This window comes from Streptomyces sp. A0642 (genome assembly GCF_004795105.1).
Classification (GTDB): Bacteria; Actinomycetota; Actinomycetes; order Streptomycetales; family Streptomycetaceae; genus Streptomyces.
The window spans coordinates 362,592-385,379 of the sequence record NZ_SSBL01000004.1 but is presented as its reverse complement, the minus strand read 5'-3'; the positions used below and the strand labels follow the sequence as shown (position 1 = coordinate 385,379).

The following is a 22,788-nucleotide window of genomic DNA, read 5'->3' as shown; positions in this document are numbered from 1 at the left end:
GTCGGTCGCGGGCAGCGTATCGCCCCCATGTGAACGCAGTGACGACTGCCCCCGCATCACTCCGCGCTCAGCCTGTGGCGCCGGCGCCAGGCGACGACGGCCCCGCCGGCCCCCGTCAGCACGATGAACCCCATCGCGGCCAGAAAGGCCGGTGAGGTGGGCGAGGCGGCCTCGCTTCCCGCGATGACGTACGCGGCGGTGTTCGGGATCGATCCGAGGCCCGTCGCGAAGAGGAAGGGCGGGTACCCCATGCGCGAGACCGCGGCGCAGTAGTTGGCAGCGGCGAACGGCACTCCCGGGAACAGCCGCAGCGCCAGCATCGAGCGGAACCCGTGCCTGCTCAGCTGACCGTCCGCCGCCCGCATCCAGCGCCCGCGCAGCAGCGTACGCAGCGCCTCCTGGCCCAGGACCCGGCCGAGCATGAACGAGATGCCCGCGCCCAGGACCGTGCCCGCCAGAGCCGCCGCCAGCCCCGCCTGCGAGCCGAACAGCGCACCGGCGGCGAGATTCAGCAGGGGTCTCGGGACGAAGGCCACCGTGCAGACGCCGTACGCGAGGCCGAAGAACACGGTCGCGGCGGTCCCGCCGCTCAGCTGGGCCGGCCAGCCCGAGGTCAGCAGCCGCTGGGGCTCCAGGAGCAGCATCGTCGTCGCGGCGGCCAGCAGAACCGCCACGAGCAGGGAGAGCCGGGACCAGGGCGACTGAAGCACGCGCGTGCACCGCACGGCGAGGCTACCGGCGGGGCGGGTGGCGGGGACGGGGTCGAGCATTCGGGGAGACTAACCGACAGCCGGGTGTGATCGCCGTAATGTCATGGTGATGAGCCACAGTGCCGAACCGGCCCCCGGACCGCCCCGCAGCGTTCTCGCCGACACGGTCCTGGAGCGGCTGACTCTGCTGTATCCGACGGCCGCCGACCCCGCGCGCGCCCGCTCGGCCGCCGCTTACATGAAGCACGTCGCACCGTTCCTCGGCATTCCCATGCCCCGCCGCCGGGCTCTGTCCCGGGTCGTCCTCGAAGGCACCGCACGGCCCCGGGAGACGGACTGCACCGCGATCGCGCTGCGCTGCTGGGCCCTGCCCGAGCGCGAATACCACTACTTCGCCGCCGACTACCTGCGCCGCCACGTCGCGCGCTGTTCCTCCGGATTCGTACCGGTCCTGCGTCATCTGGTCACCACCGTTCCCTGGTGGGACACCGTCGACGTCCTCGCCGCCCATGTCGCGGGACCGCTGGTGGCCGCCGACCCGGGGCTCCGGCCGGCCATGGACGAGTGGATCGAGGACGACGACCTCTGGCTCGTCCGCACGGCGCTCCTGCACCAGCTCCGGTTCGGGGAAGCCACCGACGCGCACCGGCTCTTCGCCCACTGCCTGCGCCGCGCGGACCACCCCGACTTCTTCATCCGCAAGGCGATCGGCTGGGCCCTGCGCGAGTACGCCAAGACGGACCCGCGGGCCGTACGGGACTTCGTCGACGGCGCCCGGGACCGGCTGGCGCCCCTGACCGTTCGAGAGGCCGTCAAGCACATCGGAGACATCTCGGGAGGCTGAGAGGCAACTGCAACTGCCTCTCTCCGCCGGGCTTGTGGGCCATGACGCCTTCCTGCTCGGGGCAGTGGCCGAGGATGGGTCCATGACAGGGGAAGCGAACGAGATCGTTCTGAGCAAGCAAGACCTCCGTGAGGTCACCGCGTTCGCAGCGGCGTGCGCGGGGACGGCGCTCGGGATATTCGAGGCCGAACAGCCGGATGACGCGCGACCCCGAGACGCTGTCGGTGCCGCATGGGCGTTCGCTCGGGGTGGCGAGCGCGGCAAGTCCCTGCGCGACACGGCATCGGCCGCCCTCAAGGCAGCCAAGAGTGCCCGCAGTGCGGCGGCGCGCGAGGCCGCGTGGGCGGCGATGTCTGCGGCGGGCGCCGCCTATCTGCATCCGCTGGCCAAAGCCACCCAGGTCAAGCACATCCTCGGAGCCGGCGCCTACGCGGCCAGAGCGGCCGAACTCGTCGCCGGCGACGACCGGAGCGTGGGTGCCGCACACCTTCGGCGGGCGGTGAGTCAGGCGACTCCGGTCGTCGTTGACGTCCTCAAGCGGTTCCCTGCGCCGCCCGGTGGCGGCGGACGGGTGGGTGAGCTGATACGTCTGCTGGACGCTGATCTACGGTCCCTCAGCGCCGAGGACGCGACTGACGACCACGGGGGACAGACGCTCGCCGCCGACGCGTCCTGTGACGCACGCCCCGGTCACACGGGCGCTTGAGGCGGTGCTGCGAGGGCGCCCTGTCCATCGAAGTCGACGTGCTGCCGTGTCCGAGGACCGTGGGGGAGCTGACCGGGGACCCGGGTGCGCCCATGGCGCCGACGGCGGTGTGCCGGCCACCTTGCCCGCGCCGTGACGATCGACGCCCGCCGGCCGTCGCGGCTCTCGCTCGCTCACGGACGCGCCGGCCTCGCCGCTTCCACGGGAGGCCGCCCGGGCCAGGCCGACTTCAGGCGTCGCCCCGCGCGCGGCCACGTCGCCGGCACGCCCCCCGGGGTGGACAGCCCCGCCGGTCCCGGAGCGGGTCTCAGGACCGTGCGTGCCGAAGGCGCTCCGCCGTCCGTCGCCAAGCCCCCGCCCGCTCCTTGTGAGGCCGGACCAGGCCGCCCGCACCCGGGATCAGGCGGGCGGGGCCCAACCTCCGTACCGCCCGTGGAAATTCGCTCGACGGTCCGGCGGCCGTCGGACATGATCGAGCCATGTTCCGGTACGCCTTCCTCGCAGCGCAGTCCGCAGTCGCGGACACGCCGAAGGCTGCCGTGAGCCCTCTCGCAGCAGTGGTCGCGGCAGCCTTCGGCGCTGCCGCAGCGCCCTTCGGCGGCACCCGAAGCTGACCCTCCCCCGACTGTCCGGCGGACCCCGCAAGGGGAGGGTCGGCCGGGCCCCGGGGTCCCCTCACACAGCTTCGTATCGCAAGGAATGAACCATGCCCAAGACGGCATACGTGCGCACCAAGCCCCACCTCAACATCGGCACCATGGGCCACGTCGACCACGGCAAGACCACCCTCACCGCCGCCATCACCAAGGTCCTCAGCGACCGCGCCGGAAGCAGCACCTCCTACATCCCGTTCGACCGCATCGACCGGGCCCCGGAGGAGGCGCAGCGGGGCATCACCATCAACATCGCGCACGTCGAGTACGAGACCGGCACCCGCCACTACGCCCACGTCGACATGCCCGGCCACGCGGACTACATCAAGAACATGGTCACCGGCGCCGCCCAGCTCGACGGGGCGATCCTCGTCGTCTCCGCGCTGGACGGGATCATGCCGCAGACCGCGGAGCACGTGCTGCTCGCCCGTCAGGTGGGCGTCGACCACATCGTCGTCGCCCTCAACAAGGCGGACGCGGGCGACCCCGAGCTCACCGACCTGGTCGAGCTGGAGGTGCGCGAGCTGCTGTCCGCGCACGGGTACGGCGGCGACACCGTGCCCGTCGTGCGGGTATCGGGTCTGCGGGCGCTGGAGGGGGACCCGCGCTGGACCGCGGCCGTCGAGGCGTTGCTCGACGCGGTCGACACATACGTGCCGATGCCGGTGCGCTACACCGACGCGCCCTTCCTGCTGTCGGTGGAGAACGTCCTGACCATCACCGGCCGGGGCACGGTCGTCACGGGCGCCGTGGAGCGCGGCACCGTGCGCGTCGGCGACCGGGTGTCCGTGCTCGGCGCGGACATCGAGACGGTCGTCACCGGTCTGGAGACCTTCGGCAAGCCGATGGAGTCCGCCGAGGCCGGCGACAACGTCGCCCTGCTCCTGCGCGGGGTCGAGCGCGACCGGGTGCGACGCGGGCACGTCGTGGCGGCGCCCGGCAGCGTCACCCCGAGCCGGCGCTTCACCGCGCAGGTGTACGTCCTGTCGGGGCGGGAGGGGGGCCGCACCACGGCGGTCACCACCGGCTACCGGCCGCAGTTCTACATCCGCACCGCCGATGTCGTCGGCGACGTGGACCTCGGGGCGGCGGCGGTCGCGCGCCCCGGTGAGACGGTCACCATGACCGTCGAGCTGGGCCGTGACGTGCCGCTGGAGCCGGGTCTGGGCTTCGCCATCCGGGAGGGCGGCCGCACCGTCGGCGCGGGCACCGTCACCGGACTGCTCTGAGGCGCAGGGCCGTTCCCGGGTCCGCCTCCCGTACCCACGGGAGGCGGGCCCCGCCGCCTTGCGCACGGCGGCGGGCGTCGCTGCCGCCCGGCTCACGGTCGGGAACAGCCGGCCCCACCCAGCACAATGGGGAGTGAACGAGTCGATACCCGTCGTGCGCGACGTGGACCACGGCACCGCCAGGCTGCTCCCCGACGTGGACCGGGAGCGCGCGTGGCTCCTCACGGTCGACGGCGCTCCCCAGTCGTACGTCGACCTGGACGCGCCCGAGCACCTCGAATTCGAGTACGCGCGACGGCTCGCCCACGTCGTGGACTGCGCGGCCGCACCGGGCTCCCCGCTGGACGTCCTGCACCTCGGCGGAGGAGCGCTCACCCTGCCCCGCTACGTCGCCGCGACCCGGCCCGGTTCCCGGCAGGAGGTCGCCGAGGCGGACCGCGCGCTGCTCGCCCTCGTCACCGGGCACCTTCCGCTGCCGGACCGCAGCGGGATCACCGTGCACGGCGTGGACGCCCGCAAGCAGCTGGAGGAGACCGCTCCCGGGACGGTGGACCTGGTGATCGCGGACGTCTTCGGCGGTTCCCGGGTGCCCGCCCACCTCACGTCCGTGCCCTACGCGCAGGCCGCGGCACGGGCTCTGCGCCCGGACGGGATCTACGCGGCCAACCTGGCGGACGGCGCGCCCTTCGGCTTCCTGCGCTCACAGCTGGCCACCTTCGCGACCGTCTTCGGTGAGCTGGCACTGATCGCCGAGCCCGGGGTGCTGCGCGGGAGGCGCTTCGGCAACATCGTCCTCGTCGCGTCGCGGTCCCCCCTGGACACGGCCGCCCTGACCCGGCGCTGCGCCGCCGACGCGTTTCCCGCCCGGGTGGAGTACGGCGACGCGGTGGCCGCTCTCCTCAAGGGCGCCCGACCCGTCGGCGACGACGAGGCGGTCGCCTCACCCGAGCCGCCCGACGGCGCCTTCAGCATCGGCTGACACCGGCGGGATCACGGCCCGCACCTCGGTGGACGAGGTCCGGCGGGTCAGGTTGCGGACGTCCGGGACGAACAGCACCGCGCCGGTGACCAGCACGACCAGCCCCGCGCAGCCCCACAGGGCCGCACTGCGTCCGACCACCGACTCCACCGGACCCGCGAGCGCGGTGGCGACCGGCACCATGGCGACCGAGCCGAACCAGTCGTACGCCGAGACCCGGGACAGCTTCTCCTCCGGGATCTCCTGGTGCATCGCCGTCATCCACGAGACGCCGAACACCTCGATGGCCGCCCCGCTGACGAACATCACCGCGCAGAGCCCCGTCACCGGCAGCGGGACGGCGAGCCCGGCCGAGGGCAGCGCCAGCGGGAAGACGCAGAGCGTTCCGGCGAGCAGCAGCCGACGCGGCTTCCACCGCACCATCAGCAGGCCCCCGGCGACCGTGCCGACACCGAAGGCGGCGAGCGCCAGACCCCACGGCCGGGCGCCCCCGAGCTCGTCCCGGGCGACCAGCGGCCCGTAGACCGCCTCCGCCGCCCCGACGGCGGCGACGACCACGGAGAACTGCGCCACGATGGCCCACAGCCAGGGGCGCCCGGTGAACTCCTGCCAGCCCTCCCGCAGATCTGCGAGCAGACCGCCGCCCGGTTCCCGGGAGGGGATGTGGCTGACGTCGAGGAAGGCGCGCAGCGCACCCGCCACGGCGAAGGCCGCGGCGTCGACGGCCAGCACCCAGCCCGGGTCCATCGCGGCGATCATGGCCCCGCCGAGTGCCGCGCCGCCGATGGCCGCGCCCTGCATGGACATCCTGAACAGGGCGAAGGCCCGGCCGGCCTGTTCACCGCTGACGCTGGACATCAGCATGCCCTCGGCCGCGGGGTTGAAGAAGGCCTGCCCGGTGCCGCACAGAGCGGTCAGCAGCATCATCTGCCAGAGCTGGGGGGCGCCGGCCAGGACCAGCCAGGCGAAGGCGCCCTGGGAGAGGAAGTTGAGGGCGTTGGCCGCGACCATCACGCGGTGGCGCGGAAGCCGGTCGGCGATCGCGCCGCCGATCAGGAGGAAGAGCACCAGCGGCGCGGTCCTGGCGGCGGCCACCAGACCGACGTCCCCGCCGTCCCCGCCCGCCTGCAGAACCGCGAACGCCGCCGCGATCAGCGCGCCATGAGTGCCCAGGCCCGTGATGATCGCGGCGGCGGTCAGCAGCCGGTAGTTGCGGCCCGCCGGGGCGGGGCGGTCCGGGAGGGGGGCGGGATCGGCTGCGTCAGTCACTCAGGGACTATCGCGGCAGCGGGCCCGTTGTGCCAAATGCGTTCCCGCCGGGCCGTTCCCGCCAGTCAGTCCCACCGGGACGCGCCGCGGGATCGTCCCCGTCCGGTCAGGACTCGGTGATCTTCACCAGCCTCACGGTGCTCAGAATCTTCTGGATCGTCGCGTCCGGCAGTTCGCCCTCGACACCGGCGGCGGCGTACAGCACCCAGGAGGAGAAGGCCCCGCTGCTGTTCTTGAAGGTGAAGGCGATGGTCTTCCCGTCGCTGTCGCACTTCTTCTTCTTCGTGACGTTCGGGGCGGTGGCGGTGACCACGCTGCCCGTCAGTCCCGACTTGGTGGTGTACTGCTTCGCCTTGCTGATCTTGATGGTCTTCTTCGGCATGTGCTGGGCGTACGCGCCCCACGCCCAGGTCCCCGCTTCGTTCCGGGCGTTCAGGGCGGCGTCCGTGGCGCCCTCCGCGCCGCGGGTGCCGGTGCCGGCGAGGCTGTAGTTCTCCTTGGTGCCGTCCTTGTCGAAGTCGTCGACGCACCACTTCTTCTTGAGGTCCGCCGGGGCGGAGAAGCCGATGAGCGGCGAGCCGTCGTCCTTGGCGTCGTCCTCGAAGTACGAGAACGTGCCGGGGGACCCGACCTCCCAGTCGCCGGGCACGTCGAACTGCGTGCCCCACTTGGGGTTGGTCACGACCTTCCAGCCCGCGATCAGCGGCTTGGCGTCGCCGTCGGTGCCGCGCGGGTTCGCCTCGGGCGAGGACGCGGCGTCGGAGGGCTTGGCGGGCGCGGACGACTTCTTGTCGTCGGCGACGTTCTTGCCCTCCTTCTTGTCGTCGTCCTTGTTCAGCACGACGACACCGGTGACCGCCGCGGCCACCACGACCGCGATCGCCGCCACGATGGCGACGACGGTCGTCTTCTTCTTGTCGTTGCCGGGCTGGGGACCTCCGGGCGGACCGGGCACCGCGTACTGCGGGACGGTCGGCTGCTGGTACGGATTGGGCTGCTGGTATCCCGGCTGGCCCTGCTGCGGGTAGCCGTACCCGGGCTGCTGCCCGGGCTGGCCCTGCTGCGGGTAGCCGTACCCGGGCTGCTGCTCCCCACCGGGCTGCTGGTAACCCGGCTGCTGATACGGGTTCGGCTGCTGGTAACCCGGCTGCTGGTACGGGTTCTGGTTCTGGTCCTGCGGGTTTTGCTCGCCCCCGGGCGGCTGCTGTCCTGGCCACATGGCGAGTAACGATAGAGGGGCGCCGGCCGGGCGGCTACGGCCGCCCCCGTGAGCGGACGGTGAAGGAGATGCGGGCGGGGCGCGGGCGCATCGCTTCGGAGACATGGCCAAACACCACTACTCGTGAGTAACATCTGGCCCATGAGCGCTGAACAGATGACCGCGGGCGACATGGTCGCCGCGTCGGTCCCGATGGTCCGGACCCTCAACCTGGAATTCCTCGAGTCCACAGCCGACCGCGCGGTGGTCCGCATGCCGGACCAGCCCGACTTCCACAACCACGTCGGCGGCCCCCACGCCGGCGCCATGTTCACACTCGCGGAGTCGGCGAGCGGGGCCATCGTCATGGCGGCGTTCGGCGAGCAGCTGACGCGGGCCGTCCCGCTCGCGGTGAACGCCCAGATCGCCTACAAGAAGCTGGCGATGGGCGAGGTCACCGCGACCGCCACCCTCGGCCGTCCGGTGGCCGACGTCGTCGCCGAACTCGACGCCGGCGGTCGCCCCGAATTCCCGGTGGCCATCGAGATCCGGCGCGCGGACGGCGCCGTGACCGGTGAGATGACCGTGATCTGGACCCTGCGCCCGCACGCCTGACACCGCGGAACCCGGGCAGGGCCGCTCCGCATCCGGGAGGGAACGGGGCGGCCGGCAGGGCCGGTACGGGGTGGGCCCGCGACGCAGCGGGCCCACCCCGTACCGGCCCTTCGCACTGCCCGCCGCGACGCGGCGACCGGTAGGCTTCCGGCGTGCGCCGAGGAGTGGTCCGGCGGGCGATGAGGCCATCACTACGGAGGAACCGGCGTTGCACATCCAGGAGTGGCTGGAGACCGTCCCCGCTATCAGCGTGTACGTCCTGGTGGGCGTCGTCATCGGGCTGGAGAGCCTGGGCATTCCGCTGCCCGGCGAGATCGTGCTGATCAGCGCGGCCCTGCTGGCCGCCAGCCACGACGGCATCAATCCGTGGATCCTGGGCGCCTGCGCCACGGCCGGGGCGGTGATCGGCGATTCGATCGGATACGCCATCGGCCGCAAGGGCGGACGGCCGCTGCTCGCCTGGCTGGGCGGGAAGTTCCCCCGGCACTTCGGCGAGAGCCAGATCGCCATGGCGGAGCGCTCGTTCCAGAAGTGGGGCATGTGGGCGGTCTTCTTCGGCCGCTTCGTCGCACTGCTGCGCATCTTCGCCGGACCGCTCGCCGGCGTGCTGCACATGCCCTACTGGAAGTTCCTGATCGCCAACGTGCTCGGCGGGATCGCCTGGGCGGGCGGCACCACGGCCGTCATCTACTCGGTGGGTGTCGTCGCGGAGGCCTGGCTCAAGCGGTTCTCGTACCTGGGGCTGGCGATCGCGGTCCTGATCGGGCTCGCCTCGATGCTCATCCTCAAGAACCGGGCCAAGAAGGCGGCCGCGCGGGCCGAGGCGGCCGAGGCCGCGTCCGAACCGTCGGCCGTACCGGTCGCCGACTGACGGGGGCGGGCCCCGGCCGTCCGGCCGGGGCCGGGTGATCAGTCCTCGTGCGCCTGTCGGTGGGCCTTGGCCAGCTCCACGTATCCGACGGCGTTGAACCTGATGCCTTCGAGCTCCTCCTCGGTCAGCTGCCGCTTGACCTTGGCGGGCACGCCCGCGACCAGCGAGCCCGGGGGCACTCGCATCCCCTGCGGGACGAGGGCCTGGGCGGCGATCAGCGAACCGGCGCCGATGTGGGCGCCGTTGAGCACGGTGGCGCCCATGCCGACCAGCACGTCGTCCTCGACGGTGCAGCCGTGCAGCACGGCGTTGTGCCCGACCGAGACCCGCTCCCCGACCGTGACGGGGAATCCCGGATCGACGTGGACGCTGCAGTTGTCCTGGATATTGGAGTCGGCGCCGATGACGATCGGGCCGCAGTCGGCCCGCAGCACCGCGTGGTACCAGAGGCTGGATCCCGCGGCCATCGTGATGTCCCCGATCGCGACCGAGGTCGGTGCGGTGAAGGCATCCGCGTCGATGACCGGCTCCTTGCCGCCCATGGCCGTGATCAACGCCTGCTCTGCCATCGCGCGTCCCTCCGAGCTCCGGTGCCGTGGATCGCGGCCGTCCGAACGCCGTCGTACGGCCCGCCCGGCAAACGGTATGCGACGCGGGAGCCGCCGCGTGATCCGGTGGGGTGAAGATCACAGGCCGGTCCGGCCGCCGCCCCAGGGCCCGCCGACTACCGTGTGCGGGTGCCGAAGAACAGAAACACGTTCTCCTCCCTGACCGCCTGGCGGCGGCGCGCCCTGTCCGGTGCCTTCCACCGGTGCCGGCGCTGGGTGCAGGAGACGGGTGCGATCACCGCGGCACGTCCCGGCGGGCTGCGGTTCAGGAAAATCGGCGAGGGTACCCGGCTGGCCTTCCCGCAGGGCACGGTGTTCGGCGAGCCGTGGATCGAGCTGGGCGCCCACTGCATCATCGGCGAACAGGTCACCCTGACCGCGGGGCTCATGCCGGGCCTCGACCTCGGATCCGACACCGTCCTGACGCTCGGCGACGGAGTGGTGCTGGGCCGCGGCAGCCATGTGGTCGCGGACACCACGGTGACGATCGGCTCGGACACGTACTGCGGACCGTACGTCTACATCACCTCGACCAACCACAGCTACGACGACCCCGGGCAGCCGGTCGGCAAGCAGTGGCCGCGGATGGAGCCCGTGACCATCGGCCCCGGCTGCTGGATCGGCACCGGAGCGGTGATCCTCCCGGGCGCCACGCTCGGCCGCAACGTGGTGGTGGCCGCGGGGGCGGTGGTACGGGGCGAGGTGCCCGACCACGCGGTGGTGGCCGGGGCGCCCGCCCGGGTCGTACGGAGCTGGGACGCCGAGAAGGGATGGCAGCCTCCCCTGCGGACGCCGGCCCCGATCCCGATCCCGGCGGGCGTGACCCCCGAACAACTGCTGGCCGTGGCGGAGCTGGAGGAGAGCTGAGGCCGTCGGGTGGTGCCGCCGCGCACGAGCTGAGGTCGCTCGGCGGTGCGCCGAGCGAGAGCGCCCTCGCGTCGGCGGCCTCTGGCTCCCCCCGGCCCGTCATCCTGTCGCGAGCAGCACCGTGCCCAGGAGGGCGAGCCCGGCTCCCGCGGCCTGTACCCCGCGCAGCCGCTCCCCGAGGATTCCCCGCGCGGCCAGGGCCGTGACCACCGGGTAGAGCGAGGCGAGCACGGCGGCGACGGTCACCGGCCCGTGCTGTGCGGCGATCGCGTAGCTGCCGTTGGCCGCGACATCGGCGAGACCCACGAACGTCAGCGCCGGCAGCGCGGCGGCCACCACGGCGGCGCCGCCCTCCTCGGGCAGGGCGCGGGCCCCGCGCAGCACGGAGACGTACAGCGCGGCGCCGCCTAGCGCGACACTGACGACCCGCTGGACGAAGAGCGAGAGGAACAGTCCGGTCACCGTGGTGGACGCCTCCGCGATGAGGGACATCACGGCCCCGAAGCCGAACGCCGCGAACAGGGTCAGCAGGACCGCCTGACGCTGCACCGGGGCCCCGCGCAGCTGCGGCCCGCCCGCCATCACGATGCCGGCCACGGCGACGGCCACCCCGGCGCCCTGCAGCAGTCCCGGACGCTCGCCGACGGCCAGTCCGATGCTCACCGGGACGGCGACGCCCAGCGATCCGAGGGGTGACACCACGCCCATCGGGCCGAGCGCCAGGGCCTTGTAGAAGCTCAGGATCACCACCGGCCCCACCGCACCCGCCGCCACGGCGAACCACAGCCGGCCGTCCGCTTCGCTCCAGCCGCCGGTCGCGATCACGAGGACGCCCAGCACGACCGCCGCGACCGCCTGCGAGACGACCACCACGGTGAGCGCGGGCAGGCGTCGGGTCAGCACCCCGCCGCCGAAGTCGGCGAGCCCCCACAACAGGCTGGTTGCCAGGGCGAACAGTGCGGTCATCAGCGGCCTCGCAGTACAGTGCGATGAACGAGTGGGTACACCACACCGTAGTTCATTATCTTCGACTGCAAGACAAAATATTGGACTGAATGTGACGGATCTCGACCAGCTGACCCAGTCCCTCGCCCGGAACCTCAAGCGCTGGCGCGGCGAGAGGGGCTTCACCCTGGACGCCCTGGCCTCCCGTGCCGGGGTCAGCCGGGGGATGATCATCCAGATCGAGCAGGCCCGCACCAACCCCAGCGTCGGCACCACGGTCAAGCTCGCCGACGCGCTGGGGATCAGCATCACGACCCTGCTCGACTACGAACAGGGCGCGCCGGTCCGCCTGGTCGACGAGAGCCAGGCCGTCCGCATGTGGTCCACCGAGGCGGGCAGCTCCACCGCCCTGCTGGTCGGAGCCGACGCCCGGGGCCCGCTGGAACTCTGGTCCTGGCACCTGATGCCCGGCGAGGGCAGCGAATCCGACCCGCACCCCGAAGGCACCGTGGAACTCCTCCACGTCACCGCGGGCACCCTCACCCTCGTCGTCGACGGCACCCCGTACACCGTGCCCGCCGGCACCTCCGCCACCTTCGAGGCGCACCACCCGCACGCCTACCGCAACGAGGGCTCCGAGCCCGTCGACGCCACGATGGCCGTATCCATCCCGCCCGTCAGATGAGACACCCGCCCGCCCGTCAGATGAGACGCCCGACGGACAGGGCCACGCGCGCTGTTAGCGTGGCGCGCATGCGCGCCCCCATCGGCTCCTTCGAGGACGCCCGCCCCGCCGCCGACCGCCTCGAACTCCTCACGGCCCCGGTGGCCCGGGCGGTACGAGAGGGCTGGGGCGGGGTCCCCTCGGAGCAGATCATCCATGTCGACACGGATCCCGAGATCGCCGACACGGCGGCCTTCGTCGCGCACCACGGGGCCGGTCTGCTGCGCCGGTCGGCCAACTGCGTCGTGGTGGCCGGCAAGCGCGGCGGCGAGGTGAGCCTGGCCGCCTGTCTCGTCCTCTCCCACTCCCGTGTCGATGTGAACGGCGCCGTCCGCAGGCAACTGGGCGCTCGAAAGGCCTCGTTCGCCCCGATGGACACGGCGGTCGGCGAGACGGGTATGGAGTACGGCGGCATCACACCCGTCGGACTCCCGGACGGCTGGCCGCTGTTGATCGACCCGGCGGTCATCGACGAGGAGTGGGTCCTCATCGGAAGCGGCACCCGCCGGGGCAAGCTGATCATGCCGGGCAAGGCCCTGGCGGCGCTGCCGGGCGCCGTGGTCGTCGAAGGTCTCGGCGTCGGAGGCTGAGGCTGCCCTCCCGCCCGTTAGACGGCTAAGCGGGCTCGCCGGAGCGGTGCGCCGGCAACCACTGTGACGCGAACTCGACGGCGGCCGCGAACTCGAACAGGCGGCTCGGGGCGGATCCCACCGGGCCGGTGCGGACGGCCGTGCCGTGGCCGGACCGTTCGAAGTCCGCGCCCAGCGCCGTGAAGTCGCTGTCGTCCAGGGCCACGTCCTCGTACTCCCACCACCGGCGCCCGCCGCCGTCCCGCACGACGCAGCGGTAGGTGCGGCGGGGCGGGGACGGAACGCGGTACTCGGCGAGGTGGAAGGCGGTGCACGAGCCGAAACCGGTGCCGAGCAGCAGGATCTGGGCCGAGAGTCCGTGCAGGCGGGCCAGCGGTGAGTCCTCGCCCAGGTGGCAGTCCGGGTGATGGCCCTCCACCACGTGGCCGGCCAGCGGACCCGAGGCGGCGAAGGAGGTCTGCGGGTGCGCGCTGCGGACGGCGCCGGGAGTCCGGCGCACCGTCTCGGACAGCCGGCCCATCGACGGGGCCGGGGTGGTGGCCGGGTCGAACGCGGGCATCGCCGTCCGGACGGCCTCCCGCTCCCGATCGCCGAGTCCGCGGACCCGGGCCTGATAGTGCGCGGAGGTGTCCGAGTTCTCCGGGGTGAAGGCCGGGACCACCAGCGTGCCCCCGGGGCCCAGCGCATCCCGCAGGGCGGCGGCGACCGTATCCGCGCCGCCGTCCACCGCTCCGACCGCGCGCAGGGACGCGTGCACCAACAGCACGCCGCCCCGCTCGACGCCCAGTGAGGTCAGCTGGGCGGCCAGGCGGCGCCGGTCGTGCGCAAGGGTGGACACGCTCGCGGCGTGGGCAGCACTCACAGCCGGTCATTCTCCCAGGCCGGAGCGGGGTGTGATACCCCGCACATGTGAACGGGCGCCGGTGGGCCGTCCGGTGAGTGCCGGCGCAGCGTCGCCGTCCGCCCCCAGGGCGCCGGATGGGGCTTCGAGCACACCGGCTACGCGATCAGCGCGGGAATCTCGATGGCGGGGCAGCGGTCCATGACCATGTCCAGCCCGGCCGCCCTGGTGCGCGCGTACGCCTCCTCGTCGATCACGCCGAGCTGGAACCAGACCGCCGAAGCGCCGATCGCGACCGCCTCGTCCGCCACCGCGCCGGCCAGCTCGCTGTTCACGAAGACGTCCACCACGTCGACCGGGAAGGGGATGTCGGCCAGGGAGGCATAGCCCTCCTCGCCGTGGACGCGCTCCGCCTTGGGATGGACGGGCACCACCCGCTTGCCGAAGCGCTGGAGCACCTCGGCCACCCGGTAGGCCGCGCGGGAGCGGTTGCCGGACAGCCCCACCACCGCCCACGTGTCGCCCGTCTCCTTGAGAACCCTGCGGATCGTCTCCGTGTCTGCGTACATGATCCGCACAACGGACGCCCGCTCCGGACCATTCCCGCGGCTGCGCATAGGGTGACCGGATGCAGGACCAGTACCGCACCGTCGCCCGCGCGGGCGTGCACGAGGCCGAGATCAACCGGTCGCGGTTCATCTGCGCGCTGGCCCCCGCGGCCACCGAGCAGGAGGCCCAGGAGTTCGTCGCCCGCGTCCGCAGGGAACACCCGACCGCCACGCACAACTGCTTCGCGTACGTGATCGGCGCCGACGCCTCCGTACAGAAGGCCAGTGACGACGGCGAGCCCGGCGGTACCGCCGGAGTGCCGATGCTGCAGATGCTCACCCGTCGCGAGATGCGGTACGTCGTCGCCGTCGTCACCCGCTACTACGGAGGGGTGAAGCTCGGCGCGGGCGGACTGATCCGGGCCTACGGAGGTGTGGTCGGCGAGGCGCTCGACGCCCTCGGCACGCTCACCCGCCGACGGTTCCGGATCGCGACGGTCACCGTCGCGCACCAGCGCGCAGGCCGGCTGGAGAACGAACTGCGCGCCACCGGACACGTCGTGCGCGAGGTCCGGTACGCGGAGGCGGTGACCATCGAGATCGGGCTGCCGGACGCCGAGGTCGAGGAATTCCGGCGATGGCTGGCCGACGCCACCGCGGGCGAGGCGGAACTGGAACTGGGCGACGAGGCGTACGGGGACTCCTGACCGTGCGGTCGTCCGCACATGCCGGGGGAGGCGGAGCCGAGGGGGCCGTCTTCCCGGCTGCGGCCCCGGCGGCTTCCCCGGTGGTGGGAGACTGTGGCGCGTGAGGGAACAGGGGCGGGGGAGCGCGGGGGTGAGGGGCGCCGTCGCCGTGCGCCGGGACCGGCGTGACGCGCGGGCGCACCCGACCCGGCGGACGAGGAAGCGAAACATGCAGGTCGGAGCCGGATCTTGAGGATTTTGCACACATCGGACTGGCACCTGGGCCGGTCGTTCCACCGGGTCTCCCTGCACGAGGCGCAGGCCGCCTACCTCGACCACCTGGTGGCCACCGTGCGCGACCAGGAGGTCGACGTCGTCCTCGTCGCGGGTGACGTGTACGACAGGGCGGTGCCGCCCCTGTCCGCCGTGGAACTCTTCGACGACGCGCTGCACCGGCTCGCCGCCGACGGCGTGCCCACCGTGATGATCTCCGGCAACCACGACTCGGCCCGGCGGCTGGGTGTCGGCGCGGGCCTCATCGGCCGGGCCGGCATCCACCTGCGGACCGACCCGGCCCGGTGCGCCACCCCCGTCGTCCTCCCGGACGCGCACGGCGACGTGGCGTTCTACGGCCTCCCGTATCTCGAACCCGCACTCGTCAAGGACGTCTTCAAGGCGGAACGGGCCGGGCACGAAGCCGTGCTGACCGCCGCCATGGACCGGGTCCGTGCCGATCTCGCCGGGCGGCCGGCCACCACCCGGTCCGTGGTCCTCGCCCACGCCTTCGTCGCGGGCGGCGAGCCGAGCGACAGCGAACGCGACATCACCGTCGGCGGAGTGGCGGCCGTCCCCGCCGGGGTCTTCGACGGCGTCGACTACGTCGCACTGGGCCACCTCCACGGATGCCAGACCGTCACCGAGCGCGTCCGGTACTCCGGCTCCCCGCTCGCGTACTCCTTCTCGGAGGCCGCCCACCGCAAGACGATGTGGCTGATCGACCTCGACGCCACGGGCGCGATCGCCGCCGAGCGGGTCGACTGCCCGGTGCCCCGCCCCCTCGCCCGGCTCCGCGGCAGGCTCGACGCCCTCCTCGACGACCCCGCCCTCGACCGGCACCAGCACTCCTGGGTCGAGGCCACCCTCACCGACCCCGTCCGCCCCTCCGAACCGATGGCCCGTCTCACCGAGCGCTTCCCCCACACGCTCAGCCTCGTCCTCGAACCGGACCGGACGCCCGACGACCCGCACACGTCCTACGCCCAGCGGCTGCGGGGCCGCGACGACCAGAGCATCGCGGAGGACTTCGTGGCCCATGTCCGCGGCGGGTACGGCACCGACGAACAGGAGCGCTCGGTGCTGCGCAGCGCCTTCGACCACGTGCGCGTCGACGAGGCCGTGCGCGAGGTGCACCGATGAGGCTCCACCGGCTCGGCATCACGGCCTTCGGCCCGTTCGGCGCCCCCCAGGAGATCGACTTCGACGCACTCTCCGCAGCCGGGCTCTTCCTGCTGCACGGCCCGACCGGCGCCGGCAAGACCTCGGTCCTCGACGCCGTCTGCTACGCCCTGTACGGGGCCGTGCCGGGCGCCCGGCAGAGCCCCGGCACCTCGCTGCGCAGCGACCACGCCCCCGCGGACCTGCCCACCGAGGTCCGGCTCGAACTCACCGTGGGCGGCCGCCGCCTGGAGATCACCCGGCGCCCCGCCCAGCCCCGCCCCAAGAAGCGGGGCGGCGGCCACACCACCGAGAAGGCACAGAGCTGGCTGCGCGCCTACGACCCCGAGGAGGGCTGGCAGGCGCTGAGCCGCTCGCACCAGGAGATCGGTGAGGAGATCACCCAGCTCATCGGGATGAGCCGGGAACAGTTCTGCCAGGTGGTGCTCCTGCCGCAGGGCGACTTCGCGCGCTTCCTGCGGGCTGACGCGGAGGCGCGCGGCAAGCTGCTGGGCAGGCTCTTCGACACCCGTCGTTTCGCCGCCGTCGAGGAGCGGCTGGCCGACCTGCGCCGCGTCGCCGAGAACCAGGTCAGGGCGGGGGACGAACAGATCCTGGCCCTGGCCCAGCGGATCGCCCAGGCCGCCGGCCCCGCCGGGCGCGAAGCCCCGATGCCCCACGTGCAGCCGGGGGAGCCCGGGCTCGCCGACGCCGTGCTGGAGTGGGCCGCGACGGCCCGCAGCGGCGCGCGGGAACGCCTCGACATCGCCGCCGCGGTGCTGGCCGCGGCCGAGAGCCGCCACGCGGCCGCCCGGCGCACCCTGGACGCGGAACGGGAACTGGCCGCGCTCCAGCAGCGCTACGCCGAGACCACGCGCCGCGCCGCCGCGTCGGAGGCGGGCCGGTCCGGACACGAGGACGCCCGGGAACAGCTCGCGCGCGCCCGCCGGGCGGACCGCGTCGCCCCGGCACTGGAGCTCCGTGACGAAGCCGAACGGGCCTACCGGCGCGCGAGCGAGGCCCGCGACCGGTCCCGGAAGGGGCTGCCGGACAGCCTGGCCGACGCCGGCGCCGAGCAACTGGCCGCTCTGGAACGCAGACTGCGCGAAGAGCTCGGTGGACTGGACGCCGCACGCCGCGCCGAGCGGCGCAGCGCGGAGATCGACAGCGAACGCGCCGCGCTGGAACGCCAGGCCCGGGCGGACGACGAACTGATCCGCGACGCCGAGGGCTGGCTGGCCGGCTGGGAAGCCACCCGCGGCGAGCTGCTGGCCCGGATCGAAGGGGCGCAGGAGGCCGCCACCCGCGCCGAACTCCTGGCCGGCCGGCTGGACCCGGCCCGACGACGTCTGGACGCGGCCCGCAGGCGGGACGCGCTGGCGGAAGAGGCGTCCCGCGCCGAGCGCCGGCTGAGCGAGGCCCGGGAACAGGCCCTGGACACCCATGAGCACTGGCTCGACGTGCGGGAGCGACGACTGCGCGACATCGCGGCCGAACTCGCGCGGGAACTCGTCGAGGGCCGGCCCTGCACGGTCTGCGGCTCCGCCGACCATCCGCGGCCGGCCCGCGCCGGAGACGGCCACGTCGACCAGGCGACGGAGGACGCCGCGCAGGCCGCCCACCGGCGCGCCGAGCGGGCGCGCACCGAGGCGGAGCACGCCCTCGGAGCCGTACGCGAACGGTACGCGGCGGCCCGGGCCGAGGCCGTGGAGGCGGCAGGCGCCGACAGCGCGGCGGACCCGGACGCGGGCGGGACGGCCGACCCGACGGCCGAGGCGCTCGCCGCACTCGTGGACACACTGACCCGCGAGCACGCGCACACCCATCGGACCGCGGCCGGCACGCATGCCGCACGCGAGGCCCTGGCGGCGGCCGAACGCGAGCACGCCCAGCGGGCCGAGGACCGGCAGCAGGCCGAGCGCCGGGCCGCGGCCCGTACCTCCCGCCGCGAGGGCCTCGACGCGGAACAGACCGCCCTCCACGAGGCGCTGGCGCAGGCGCGCGGCGAGTCGGACAGCGTCACGGAACACGCCGCCGTGCTCCAGAACCGGGTCGCTCTGCTCGTCGAGGCGGCCACGACGGTGCGCGAGGAGGAGACCGCGGCGGCGCGGCTCAAGGAGGCCGACGACCGGCTCGCGGACGCCGCGTTCCGGGCCGGCTTCGACACGCCGCAGGCCGCGGCGGACACCCTGCTCGCCGACTCCGCACAGCGCGCGCTCCAGCACCGTATCGACGCCTGGCAGGCCGAGGCGGCCGCGGTGGCCGACCGGCTCGCCGAGACCGGAGCCCGTGCCGCCGCCCGCCGCCCGCCCGCCGCACCGGACGAGGCGCAGCGCGCGTACGACACGGCGGAGCGCTTGCTGCGGGACGCTTCGGCGGCGCTCGCGGCGGCCCGGGAACGCTGCGCCGAACTCGCCAGGCTCTCCCGCCGCGCCGCCGACGAGGTGCGGGCTCTGGGGCCGGTGCGCTTGGAGCACGAACGGGTCGCTCGGCTCGCCGGACTCACCGCGGGCACGTCCGCGGACAACGAGCGCAAGATGCGGCTGGAGTCGTACGTGCTCGCGGCCCGTCTCGAACAGGTGGCGGCGGCCGCCACCGCCCGGCTCGGACGGATGTCCTCCGGCCGCTACCAGCTCGTCCACTCCGACGCCCGGGCGGGAGGCCGCCGGGCCGGACTCGGGCTGCACGTCATCGACGCCTGGACGGGGCGCGAACGCGACACGGCCACGCTCTCCGGGGGCGAGACGTTCTTCGCCTCGCTCGCTCTGGCACTCGGTCTCGCCGACGTGGTGACCGACGAGGCGGGTGGCGTGCGGCTGGACACCCTGTTCATCGACGAGGGCTTCGGCAGCCTGGACGAACAGACCCTCGACGAGGTCCTCGACGTGCTGGACTCGCTGCGCGAACGGGACCGCAGCGTCGGCATCGTCAGTCACGTCGGCGATCTGCGCCGCCGCATCCCCGCCCAGCTCGAAGTGGTGAAGGAACGGCACGGGTCGGCGGTCCGGCACCGGGTCGCCGACGGGGCCGGCGAGTGAGGGCCGGCGTCCGGCACCCTGGCCGGCGGCGGCTCAGCGGCTGACGGCCCGCCTCGGCAGCGGCGAGGAGTAGACGACGCTGGTGGTGACGGACCCGAGGGCACCGATCTTCCCGGACACGGCCTCCAGGTGCTTCATGGAACGGGCGGTCACCTTCAGTACGAAGCAGTCGTCGCCCGTCACGTGATGCGCCTCCACGATCTCCGGCGTGGTATCGAGGAGATCGTGGAACGGCTTGTAGTTGCCGTTCGGATACCGCAGCCGTACGAACGCGAGCACCGGCAGCCCGAGGCGCTCCGGATCGACCACCGCGGCGTACCCGCTGATGATCCCGGCGTCCTCCAGACGGCGGACGCGCTCCGTCACGGCGCTCGGCGACATCGCGACGGCCCGCGCGAGTTCGGCGAACGTCGCGCGCCCTTCGCCCTGCAGGACGTCCAGAATGCGCCAGTCGGTGTCGTCCGGGGAATAGTCGGTCATGCGAAAAGAAAACAGGGGATAGCCCGGCAGATCAAGTGATGTGCCGGGGATCTCTCCTTCCGATGGGCAGCCGCCGACCGTAGATTTCCCCCATGACTACGCAGCCCGCCGCTCACGCCCCCGCCATCAACCCCGTCCTGCGCGTCCCGCCCGCGGCTCCGGCCGCGGCCGCCGCCTACTTCGGCGCCTCGCTCGCCTTCCACGCCGACGTCTCGGACGTCGCCGCGGCCCTGGCCGCCGACGGGGACCCAGGCTTCGTCCTGCTCGACTCCCGTTCCGCGGCGTCCTGGGACCAGGGGCACGTTCCCGGGGCCGTACACCTGCCGACGGCGCTCATCGCCGAGCAGGCCCCCCGACTCCTCGACCCCGCCGTGCCGGTGGTCACCTACTGCTGGGGCCCCGGCTGCAACGGCGCCACCCGTGCAGCGCTCGCCCTCGCCGAACTCGGTTACCAGGTCAAGGAGATGCTCGGCGGCTTCGAGTACTGGGCGCGCGAGGGCTTCGAGTTCGAGACGTGGGAGGGGCGCGAGCGGCGCACCGCCGACCCGCTCACGGCACCGGAGGCATCCGGCGACTGCGGGTGCTGACCCGTCCCTCGCCGGCACCGTTTCCCGCTGACCCGGCCCGTCGCCGGCAACGGGCCGGTGCCGTCACCGTCCGGCGGGCCCGGTCTCCACGTCCGGGGCCCGCCGGCGGTCCGGTCAGAGCTTCGACAGCTCGTCGACCAGGTCGTCCAGACCCAGCGGCCCCTGGGACAGGGCGGCCATGTGCCAGGACTTGAGGTCGAAGGCGTCCCCGTGCGCCGCGCGGGCGTTCTCCCGGCCGAGCAGCCAGGCACGCTCGCCCAGCTTGTAGCCGATGGCCTGACCCGGCATCGAGAGGTAGCGGGTCAGCTCACTCTCCACGAAGTCGGCGGGCCGGCCGCTGTGGTTGCCGAAGAACTCCTGGGCCAGCTCCGGCGTCCACCGCTCTCCGGGATGGAACGGGGAGTCGGCCGGGATCTCCAGCTCCGCGTGCATGCCGATGTCCACGATCACCCGGCAGGCCCGCATCATCTGGGCGTCCAGGTACCCCAGCCGGCGCTCGGCGTCGGGCAGGAAACCCAGCTCGTCCATCAGACGTTCCGCGTACAGCGCCCAGCCCTCGGCGTTGGCGCTGACGATGCCGATTGAGGCCTGGTAGCGCGAGAGGCTCTCGGCGACATGGGCCCACTGCGCGAGCTGGAGATGATGACCGGGCACACCCTCGTGGTACCACGTGGAGACCAGGTCGTACACCGGGAACCGGGTCTCGCCCATCGTCGGCAGCCACGTGCGTCCGGGGCGCGAGAAGTCCTCGGAGGGACCCGTGTAGTACGGCGCCGCGGCGCCGCCGGGAGGAGCGATCCGGGACTCCACCCTGCGGACCCGCTCGGCGAGTTCAAAGTGCGTCCCGTCCAGCGCCTCGATCGCCTCGTCCATCAGCCCCTGCAGCCAGGCCTGGACCTCGTCGACGCCCTCGATGTGCTTGCCGTGCACATCGAGGTGGGCCAGCGCCTCCCAGGGACCCGCGCCCGGCAGTACCTTCTCGGCCTCTGTGCGCATCTCGGCGAGCAGCCGGTGGTACTCGGACCAGCCGTAGGCGTACGCCTCGTCGAGATCCAGGTCGGTTCCGTTGAAGTAGCGCGACCAGCGGGCGTACCGCTCGCGTCCGACCGTGTCCGGCTCACCCTCGATCGCGGGCGCGTACACCTCGCGCATCCACTCCCGCAGCTCCTCCAGCGAGCGGGTGGCCTGCGCGGCGGCGGCGTCCAGCTCGGCGCGCAGCGAGTCCGGGCCGGCGGCGGCGAAGTCCTGGAAGAACCCCTTCGTGCCGTCGCCCCCGACCCATTCGTCGAGCTGGCCGATGAAGGTCGCCGTGGCGCGCGGACCGCCGTACAACTTCCGCTCCAGGCCGAGCGCGAGGGACTCGCGATAGCCGGACAGTGCGGCCGGAACCGCCCCGAGCCGCTCGACGACGGCCGCCCAGTCCTCGTCCGTATCGGTGGGCGTCACCGTGAACACCTCACGGATCGAGTGGGCCGGCGAGTGCAGATTGGAAACGGCCCGCAACGCCTCGTCGGCCTCGTGGACGGCGAGTTCGGCCGTCAGGCGCTCACGCAGGAGACGGCCGCAGCGACGCTCGGCGTCGTCGGCCGCGCCGGGAAGCTGCTCCGCGCGGTCGAGCCGCGCGAGTGTGGTGCGGGCGAGGTCGGCCAGTGCCTCCTGGCCGGCGGGGGAGAAGTCGGGAAGGCGGCGCGAGCTCTCCGCGACACCCAGATAGGTGCCGGAGATGGGGTCGAGTTCGATGAACGCGTCGACATAGGTGTCGGCGACCTGGCGGGGCAGCGCGCTGCTGGAAGTGTCTGACATGTGGACATCCTCGTACGGGGAGGGCCTCCGCGTCACTACCGATCGGCACCATGGGCCTGACCCGGACCGCCCTCGGCCGTCCGGGCCGAAGGCGGCAGCAGCGGACCGCACTCCCACTGCTGGAATATCAACCGCGTCTCCACGCGGGCCACTTCGCGCCGCGAGGTGAACTCGTCGAGGACCAGGCGCTGAAGATCCGCGGTGTCGGTCACCGCGACATGGACCAAGTAGTCGTCGGGGCCGGTCAGATGGAAGAGGGCGCGCGACTCGGGCAGGGTCCTGATCCGGTCGACGAACGGGCCGATGAGCTCCCGGCGGTGCGGCCGGACCTGCACCGAGAGGAACGCCTCCAGACCGCGCCCCAGCCTGGCCGGATCGAGACGCAACTGGTGTCCGAGGATGACGCCCGTACGGCGCAGCCTGGTGACCCGGTCCAGGCAGGTCGAGGGGGCGACCCCGACCTCGGCGGCGAGCTCGCGGTACGTGGTCCGGGAATCGTTCTGCAGCAGCCGCAGAATGTGCAGATCCACCGTGTCGAGAGCGACAGAATCGGTCATTCGCCG

General features: G+C 73.1%; 23 protein-coding genes. 13 read left to right on the top strand and 10 right to left on the bottom strand.

What is annotated here, in order from left to right; translation table 11 throughout:
* Nucleotides 1-56: 56 nt before the first annotated feature.
* Nucleotides 57-770 (bottom strand): TVP38/TMEM64 family protein, encoded by a 714-nt coding sequence (locus E6R60_RS11140; protein WP_136326300.1) that lies wholly within the window; start codon nt 768-770, stop codon nt 57-59.
* Between the two features lie 49 nt (nt 771-819).
* Here E6R60_RS11140 and E6R60_RS11135 point away from each other — a divergent pair, with 49 nt between their 5' ends.
* The 4 genes from E6R60_RS11135 (at nt 820) to E6R60_RS11120 (ending at nt 5,121) form a co-directional block, all read left to right on the top strand.
* Nucleotides 820-1,554, top strand: a complete 735-nt coding sequence (locus E6R60_RS11135; RefSeq protein ID WP_136326299.1) for a DNA alkylation repair protein — start codon at nt 820-822, stop codon at nt 1,552-1,554.
* Between the two features lie 82 nt (nt 1,555-1,636).
* Nucleotides 1,637-2,260, top strand: a complete 624-nt coding sequence (locus tag E6R60_RS11130) for a putative immunity protein (protein WP_240802499.1) — start codon at nt 1,637-1,639, stop codon at nt 2,258-2,260.
* A gap of 706 nt (nt 2,261-2,966) precedes the next feature.
* Nucleotides 2,967-4,142, top strand: coding sequence for an elongation factor Tu (gene tuf, locus E6R60_RS11125; protein ID WP_136326298.1), 1,176 nt, complete (start codon nt 2,967-2,969; stop codon nt 4,140-4,142).
* 133 nt (nt 4,143-4,275) lie between these two features.
* Entirely contained in the window at nt 4,276-5,121 is an 846-nt protein-coding gene (locus tag E6R60_RS11120; RefSeq protein WP_136326297.1) for a fused MFS/spermidine synthase, read from the top strand.
* Here E6R60_RS11120 and E6R60_RS11115 read toward each other — a convergent pair.
* The gene (locus E6R60_RS11115; protein ID WP_136326296.1) at nt 5,083-6,390 is read right to left on the bottom strand and encodes an MFS transporter; all 1,308 of its coding nucleotides are present in this window, start codon (nt 6,388-6,390) and stop codon (nt 5,083-5,085) included. The genes E6R60_RS11120 and E6R60_RS11115 overlap by 39 nt on opposite strands.
* A gap of 106 nt (nt 6,391-6,496) precedes the next feature.
* Nucleotides 6,497-7,609, bottom strand: coding sequence for a hypothetical protein (locus E6R60_RS11110; RefSeq protein WP_136326295.1), 1,113 nt, complete (start codon nt 7,607-7,609; stop codon nt 6,497-6,499).
* 156 nt (nt 7,610-7,765) lie between these two features.
* On the opposite strand from E6R60_RS11110, the gene E6R60_RS11105 reads away from it, so the two are divergent.
* Together E6R60_RS11105 and E6R60_RS11100 are read left to right on the top strand one after the other, a co-directional pair.
* Nucleotides 7,766-8,203, top strand: coding sequence for a DUF4442 domain-containing protein (locus E6R60_RS11105; protein WP_136326419.1), 438 nt, complete (start codon nt 7,766-7,768; stop codon nt 8,201-8,203).
* A 208-nt stretch (nt 8,204-8,411) separates the two neighbouring features.
* Entirely contained in the window at nt 8,412-9,074 is a 663-nt protein-coding gene (locus E6R60_RS11100) for a DedA family protein (protein WP_136326294.1), read from the top strand.
* Between the two features lie 38 nt (nt 9,075-9,112).
* Here E6R60_RS11100 and E6R60_RS11095 read toward each other — a convergent pair whose 3' ends face one another.
* Nucleotides 9,113-9,643 (bottom strand): gamma carbonic anhydrase family protein, encoded by a 531-nt coding sequence (locus E6R60_RS11095; RefSeq protein WP_136326293.1) that lies wholly within the window; start codon nt 9,641-9,643, stop codon nt 9,113-9,115.
* Between the two features lie 168 nt (nt 9,644-9,811).
* Between E6R60_RS11095 and E6R60_RS11090 the strand changes: the two genes are divergently transcribed.
* Nucleotides 9,812-10,549, top strand: coding sequence for an acyltransferase (locus E6R60_RS11090; RefSeq protein ID WP_136326292.1), 738 nt, complete (start codon nt 9,812-9,814; stop codon nt 10,547-10,549).
* Between the two features lie 99 nt (nt 10,550-10,648).
* Here E6R60_RS11090 and E6R60_RS11085 read toward each other — a convergent pair whose 3' ends face one another.
* A complete protein-coding gene (locus E6R60_RS11085) occupies nt 10,649-11,515 on the bottom strand; it encodes an EamA family transporter (RefSeq protein ID WP_136326291.1) in 867 nt (288 codons plus the stop codon).
* 91 nt (nt 11,516-11,606) lie between these two features.
* Between E6R60_RS11085 and E6R60_RS11080 the strand changes: the two genes are divergently transcribed.
* Both E6R60_RS11080 and E6R60_RS11075 read left to right on the top strand, forming a co-directional pair.
* Entirely contained in the window at nt 11,607-12,179 is a 573-nt protein-coding gene (locus E6R60_RS11080) for an XRE family transcriptional regulator (protein WP_136326290.1), read from the top strand.
* Nucleotides 12,180-12,247: 68 nt separating this feature from the next.
* Nucleotides 12,248-12,808, top strand: a complete 561-nt coding sequence (locus E6R60_RS11075) for a YbaK/EbsC family protein (RefSeq protein WP_136326289.1) — start codon at nt 12,248-12,250, stop codon at nt 12,806-12,808.
* A 25-nt stretch (nt 12,809-12,833) separates the two neighbouring features.
* Here the strand turns inward: E6R60_RS11075 and E6R60_RS11070 are convergent, their stop codons facing one another.
* Entirely contained in the window at nt 12,834-13,670 is an 837-nt protein-coding gene (locus tag E6R60_RS11070; RefSeq protein WP_240802498.1) for an AAC(3) family N-acetyltransferase, read from the bottom strand.
* Nucleotides 13,671-13,807: 137 nt separating this feature from the next.
* Entirely contained in the window at nt 13,808-14,218 is a 411-nt protein-coding gene (locus E6R60_RS11065) for a CoA-binding protein (protein WP_136326288.1), read from the bottom strand.
* A gap of 59 nt (nt 14,219-14,277) precedes the next feature.
* Here E6R60_RS11065 and E6R60_RS11060 point away from each other — a divergent pair, with 59 nt between their 5' ends.
* The 3 genes from E6R60_RS11060 to E6R60_RS11050 all read left to right on the top strand — a co-directional run bounded on the left by E6R60_RS11060 (nt 14,278) and on the right by E6R60_RS11050 (nt 19,355).
* Nucleotides 14,278-14,904 (top strand): YigZ family protein, encoded by a 627-nt coding sequence (locus tag E6R60_RS11060; RefSeq protein ID WP_136326287.1) that lies wholly within the window; start codon nt 14,278-14,280, stop codon nt 14,902-14,904.
* A 228-nt stretch (nt 14,905-15,132) separates the two neighbouring features.
* Nucleotides 15,133-16,299 carry an exonuclease SbcCD subunit D gene (locus E6R60_RS11055; protein ID WP_136326286.1) on the top strand — a complete coding sequence of 389 codons (1,167 nt, stop codon included), beginning with the start codon at nt 15,133-15,135 and terminating at the stop codon, nt 16,297-16,299.
* Complete coding sequence (locus tag E6R60_RS11050; protein ID WP_136326285.1) at nt 16,296-19,355, top strand: SMC family ATPase; 3,060 nt, start codon at nt 16,296-16,298, stop codon at nt 19,353-19,355. Before E6R60_RS11055 ends, E6R60_RS11050 begins: the two co-directional genes overlap by 4 nt.
* 33 nt (nt 19,356-19,388) lie before the next feature.
* On the opposite strand, the gene E6R60_RS11045 is transcribed toward E6R60_RS11050, so the two are convergent.
* Nucleotides 19,389-19,835, bottom strand: coding sequence for an Lrp/AsnC family transcriptional regulator (locus E6R60_RS11045; RefSeq protein ID WP_136326284.1), 447 nt, complete (start codon nt 19,833-19,835; stop codon nt 19,389-19,391).
* Nucleotides 19,836-19,927: 92 nt separating this feature from the next.
* On the opposite strand from E6R60_RS11045, the gene E6R60_RS11040 reads away from it, so the two are divergent.
* On the top strand, nt 19,928-20,422 hold the full coding sequence (locus E6R60_RS11040) for a rhodanese-like domain-containing protein (protein WP_136326283.1): 495 nt from the start codon (nt 19,928-19,930) through the stop codon (nt 20,420-20,422).
* A gap of 114 nt (nt 20,423-20,536) precedes the next feature.
* On the opposite strand, the gene E6R60_RS11035 is transcribed toward E6R60_RS11040, so the two are convergent.
* On the bottom strand, nt 20,537-22,225 hold the full coding sequence (locus E6R60_RS11035; protein WP_136326282.1) for a DUF885 domain-containing protein: 1,689 nt from the start codon (nt 22,223-22,225) through the stop codon (nt 20,537-20,539).
* Nucleotides 22,226-22,260: 35 nt separating this feature from the next.
* Nucleotides 22,261-22,782, bottom strand: a complete 522-nt coding sequence (locus E6R60_RS11030; RefSeq protein ID WP_136326281.1) for an Lrp/AsnC family transcriptional regulator — start codon at nt 22,780-22,782, stop codon at nt 22,261-22,263.
* Nucleotides 22,783-22,788 lie beyond the last annotated feature (6 nt).

Excerpts from the sequence above, each read along its gene's own strand:
- E6R60_RS11140 (WP_136326300.1), bottom strand. The coding sequence starts at position 770 with ATGCTCGACCCCGTCCCCGCCACCCGCCCCGCCGGTAGCCTCGCCGTG.
- E6R60_RS11135 (WP_136326299.1), top strand. The coding sequence starts at position 820 with ATGAGCCACAGTGCCGAACCGGCCCCCGGACCGCCCCGCAGCGTTCTC.
- E6R60_RS11130 (WP_240802499.1), top strand. The coding sequence starts at position 1,637 with ATGACAGGGGAAGCGAACGAGATCGTTCTGAGCAAGCAAGACCTCCGT.
- tuf (WP_136326298.1), top strand. The coding sequence starts at position 2,967 with ATGCCCAAGACGGCATACGTGCGCACCAAGCCCCACCTCAACATCGGC.
- E6R60_RS11110 (WP_136326295.1), bottom strand. The coding sequence starts at position 7,609 with ATGTGGCCAGGACAGCAGCCGCCCGGGGGCGAGCAAAACCCGCAGGAC.
- E6R60_RS11105 (WP_136326419.1), top strand. The coding sequence starts at position 7,766 with ATGACCGCGGGCGACATGGTCGCCGCGTCGGTCCCGATGGTCCGGACC.
- E6R60_RS11095 (WP_136326293.1), bottom strand. The coding sequence starts at position 9,643 with ATGGCAGAGCAGGCGTTGATCACGGCCATGGGCGGCAAGGAGCCGGTC.
- E6R60_RS11085 (WP_136326291.1), bottom strand. The coding sequence starts at position 11,515 with ATGACCGCACTGTTCGCCCTGGCAACCAGCCTGTTGTGGGGGCTCGCC.
- E6R60_RS11075 (WP_136326289.1), top strand. The coding sequence starts at position 12,248 with ATGCGCGCCCCCATCGGCTCCTTCGAGGACGCCCGCCCCGCCGCCGAC.
- E6R60_RS11065 (WP_136326288.1), bottom strand. The coding sequence starts at position 14,218 with ATGTACGCAGACACGGAGACGATCCGCAGGGTTCTCAAGGAGACGGGC.
- E6R60_RS11060 (WP_136326287.1), top strand. The coding sequence starts at position 14,278 with ATGCAGGACCAGTACCGCACCGTCGCCCGCGCGGGCGTGCACGAGGCC.
- E6R60_RS11050 (WP_136326285.1), top strand. The coding sequence starts at position 16,296 with ATGAGGCTCCACCGGCTCGGCATCACGGCCTTCGGCCCGTTCGGCGCC.
- E6R60_RS11045 (WP_136326284.1), bottom strand. The coding sequence starts at position 19,835 with ATGACCGACTATTCCCCGGACGACACCGACTGGCGCATTCTGGACGTC.
- E6R60_RS11040 (WP_136326283.1), top strand. The coding sequence starts at position 19,928 with ATGACTACGCAGCCCGCCGCTCACGCCCCCGCCATCAACCCCGTCCTG.
- E6R60_RS11035 (WP_136326282.1), bottom strand. The coding sequence starts at position 22,225 with ATGTCAGACACTTCCAGCAGCGCGCTGCCCCGCCAGGTCGCCGACACC.
- E6R60_RS11030 (WP_136326281.1), bottom strand. The coding sequence starts at position 22,782 with ATGACCGATTCTGTCGCTCTCGACACGGTGGATCTGCACATTCTGCGG.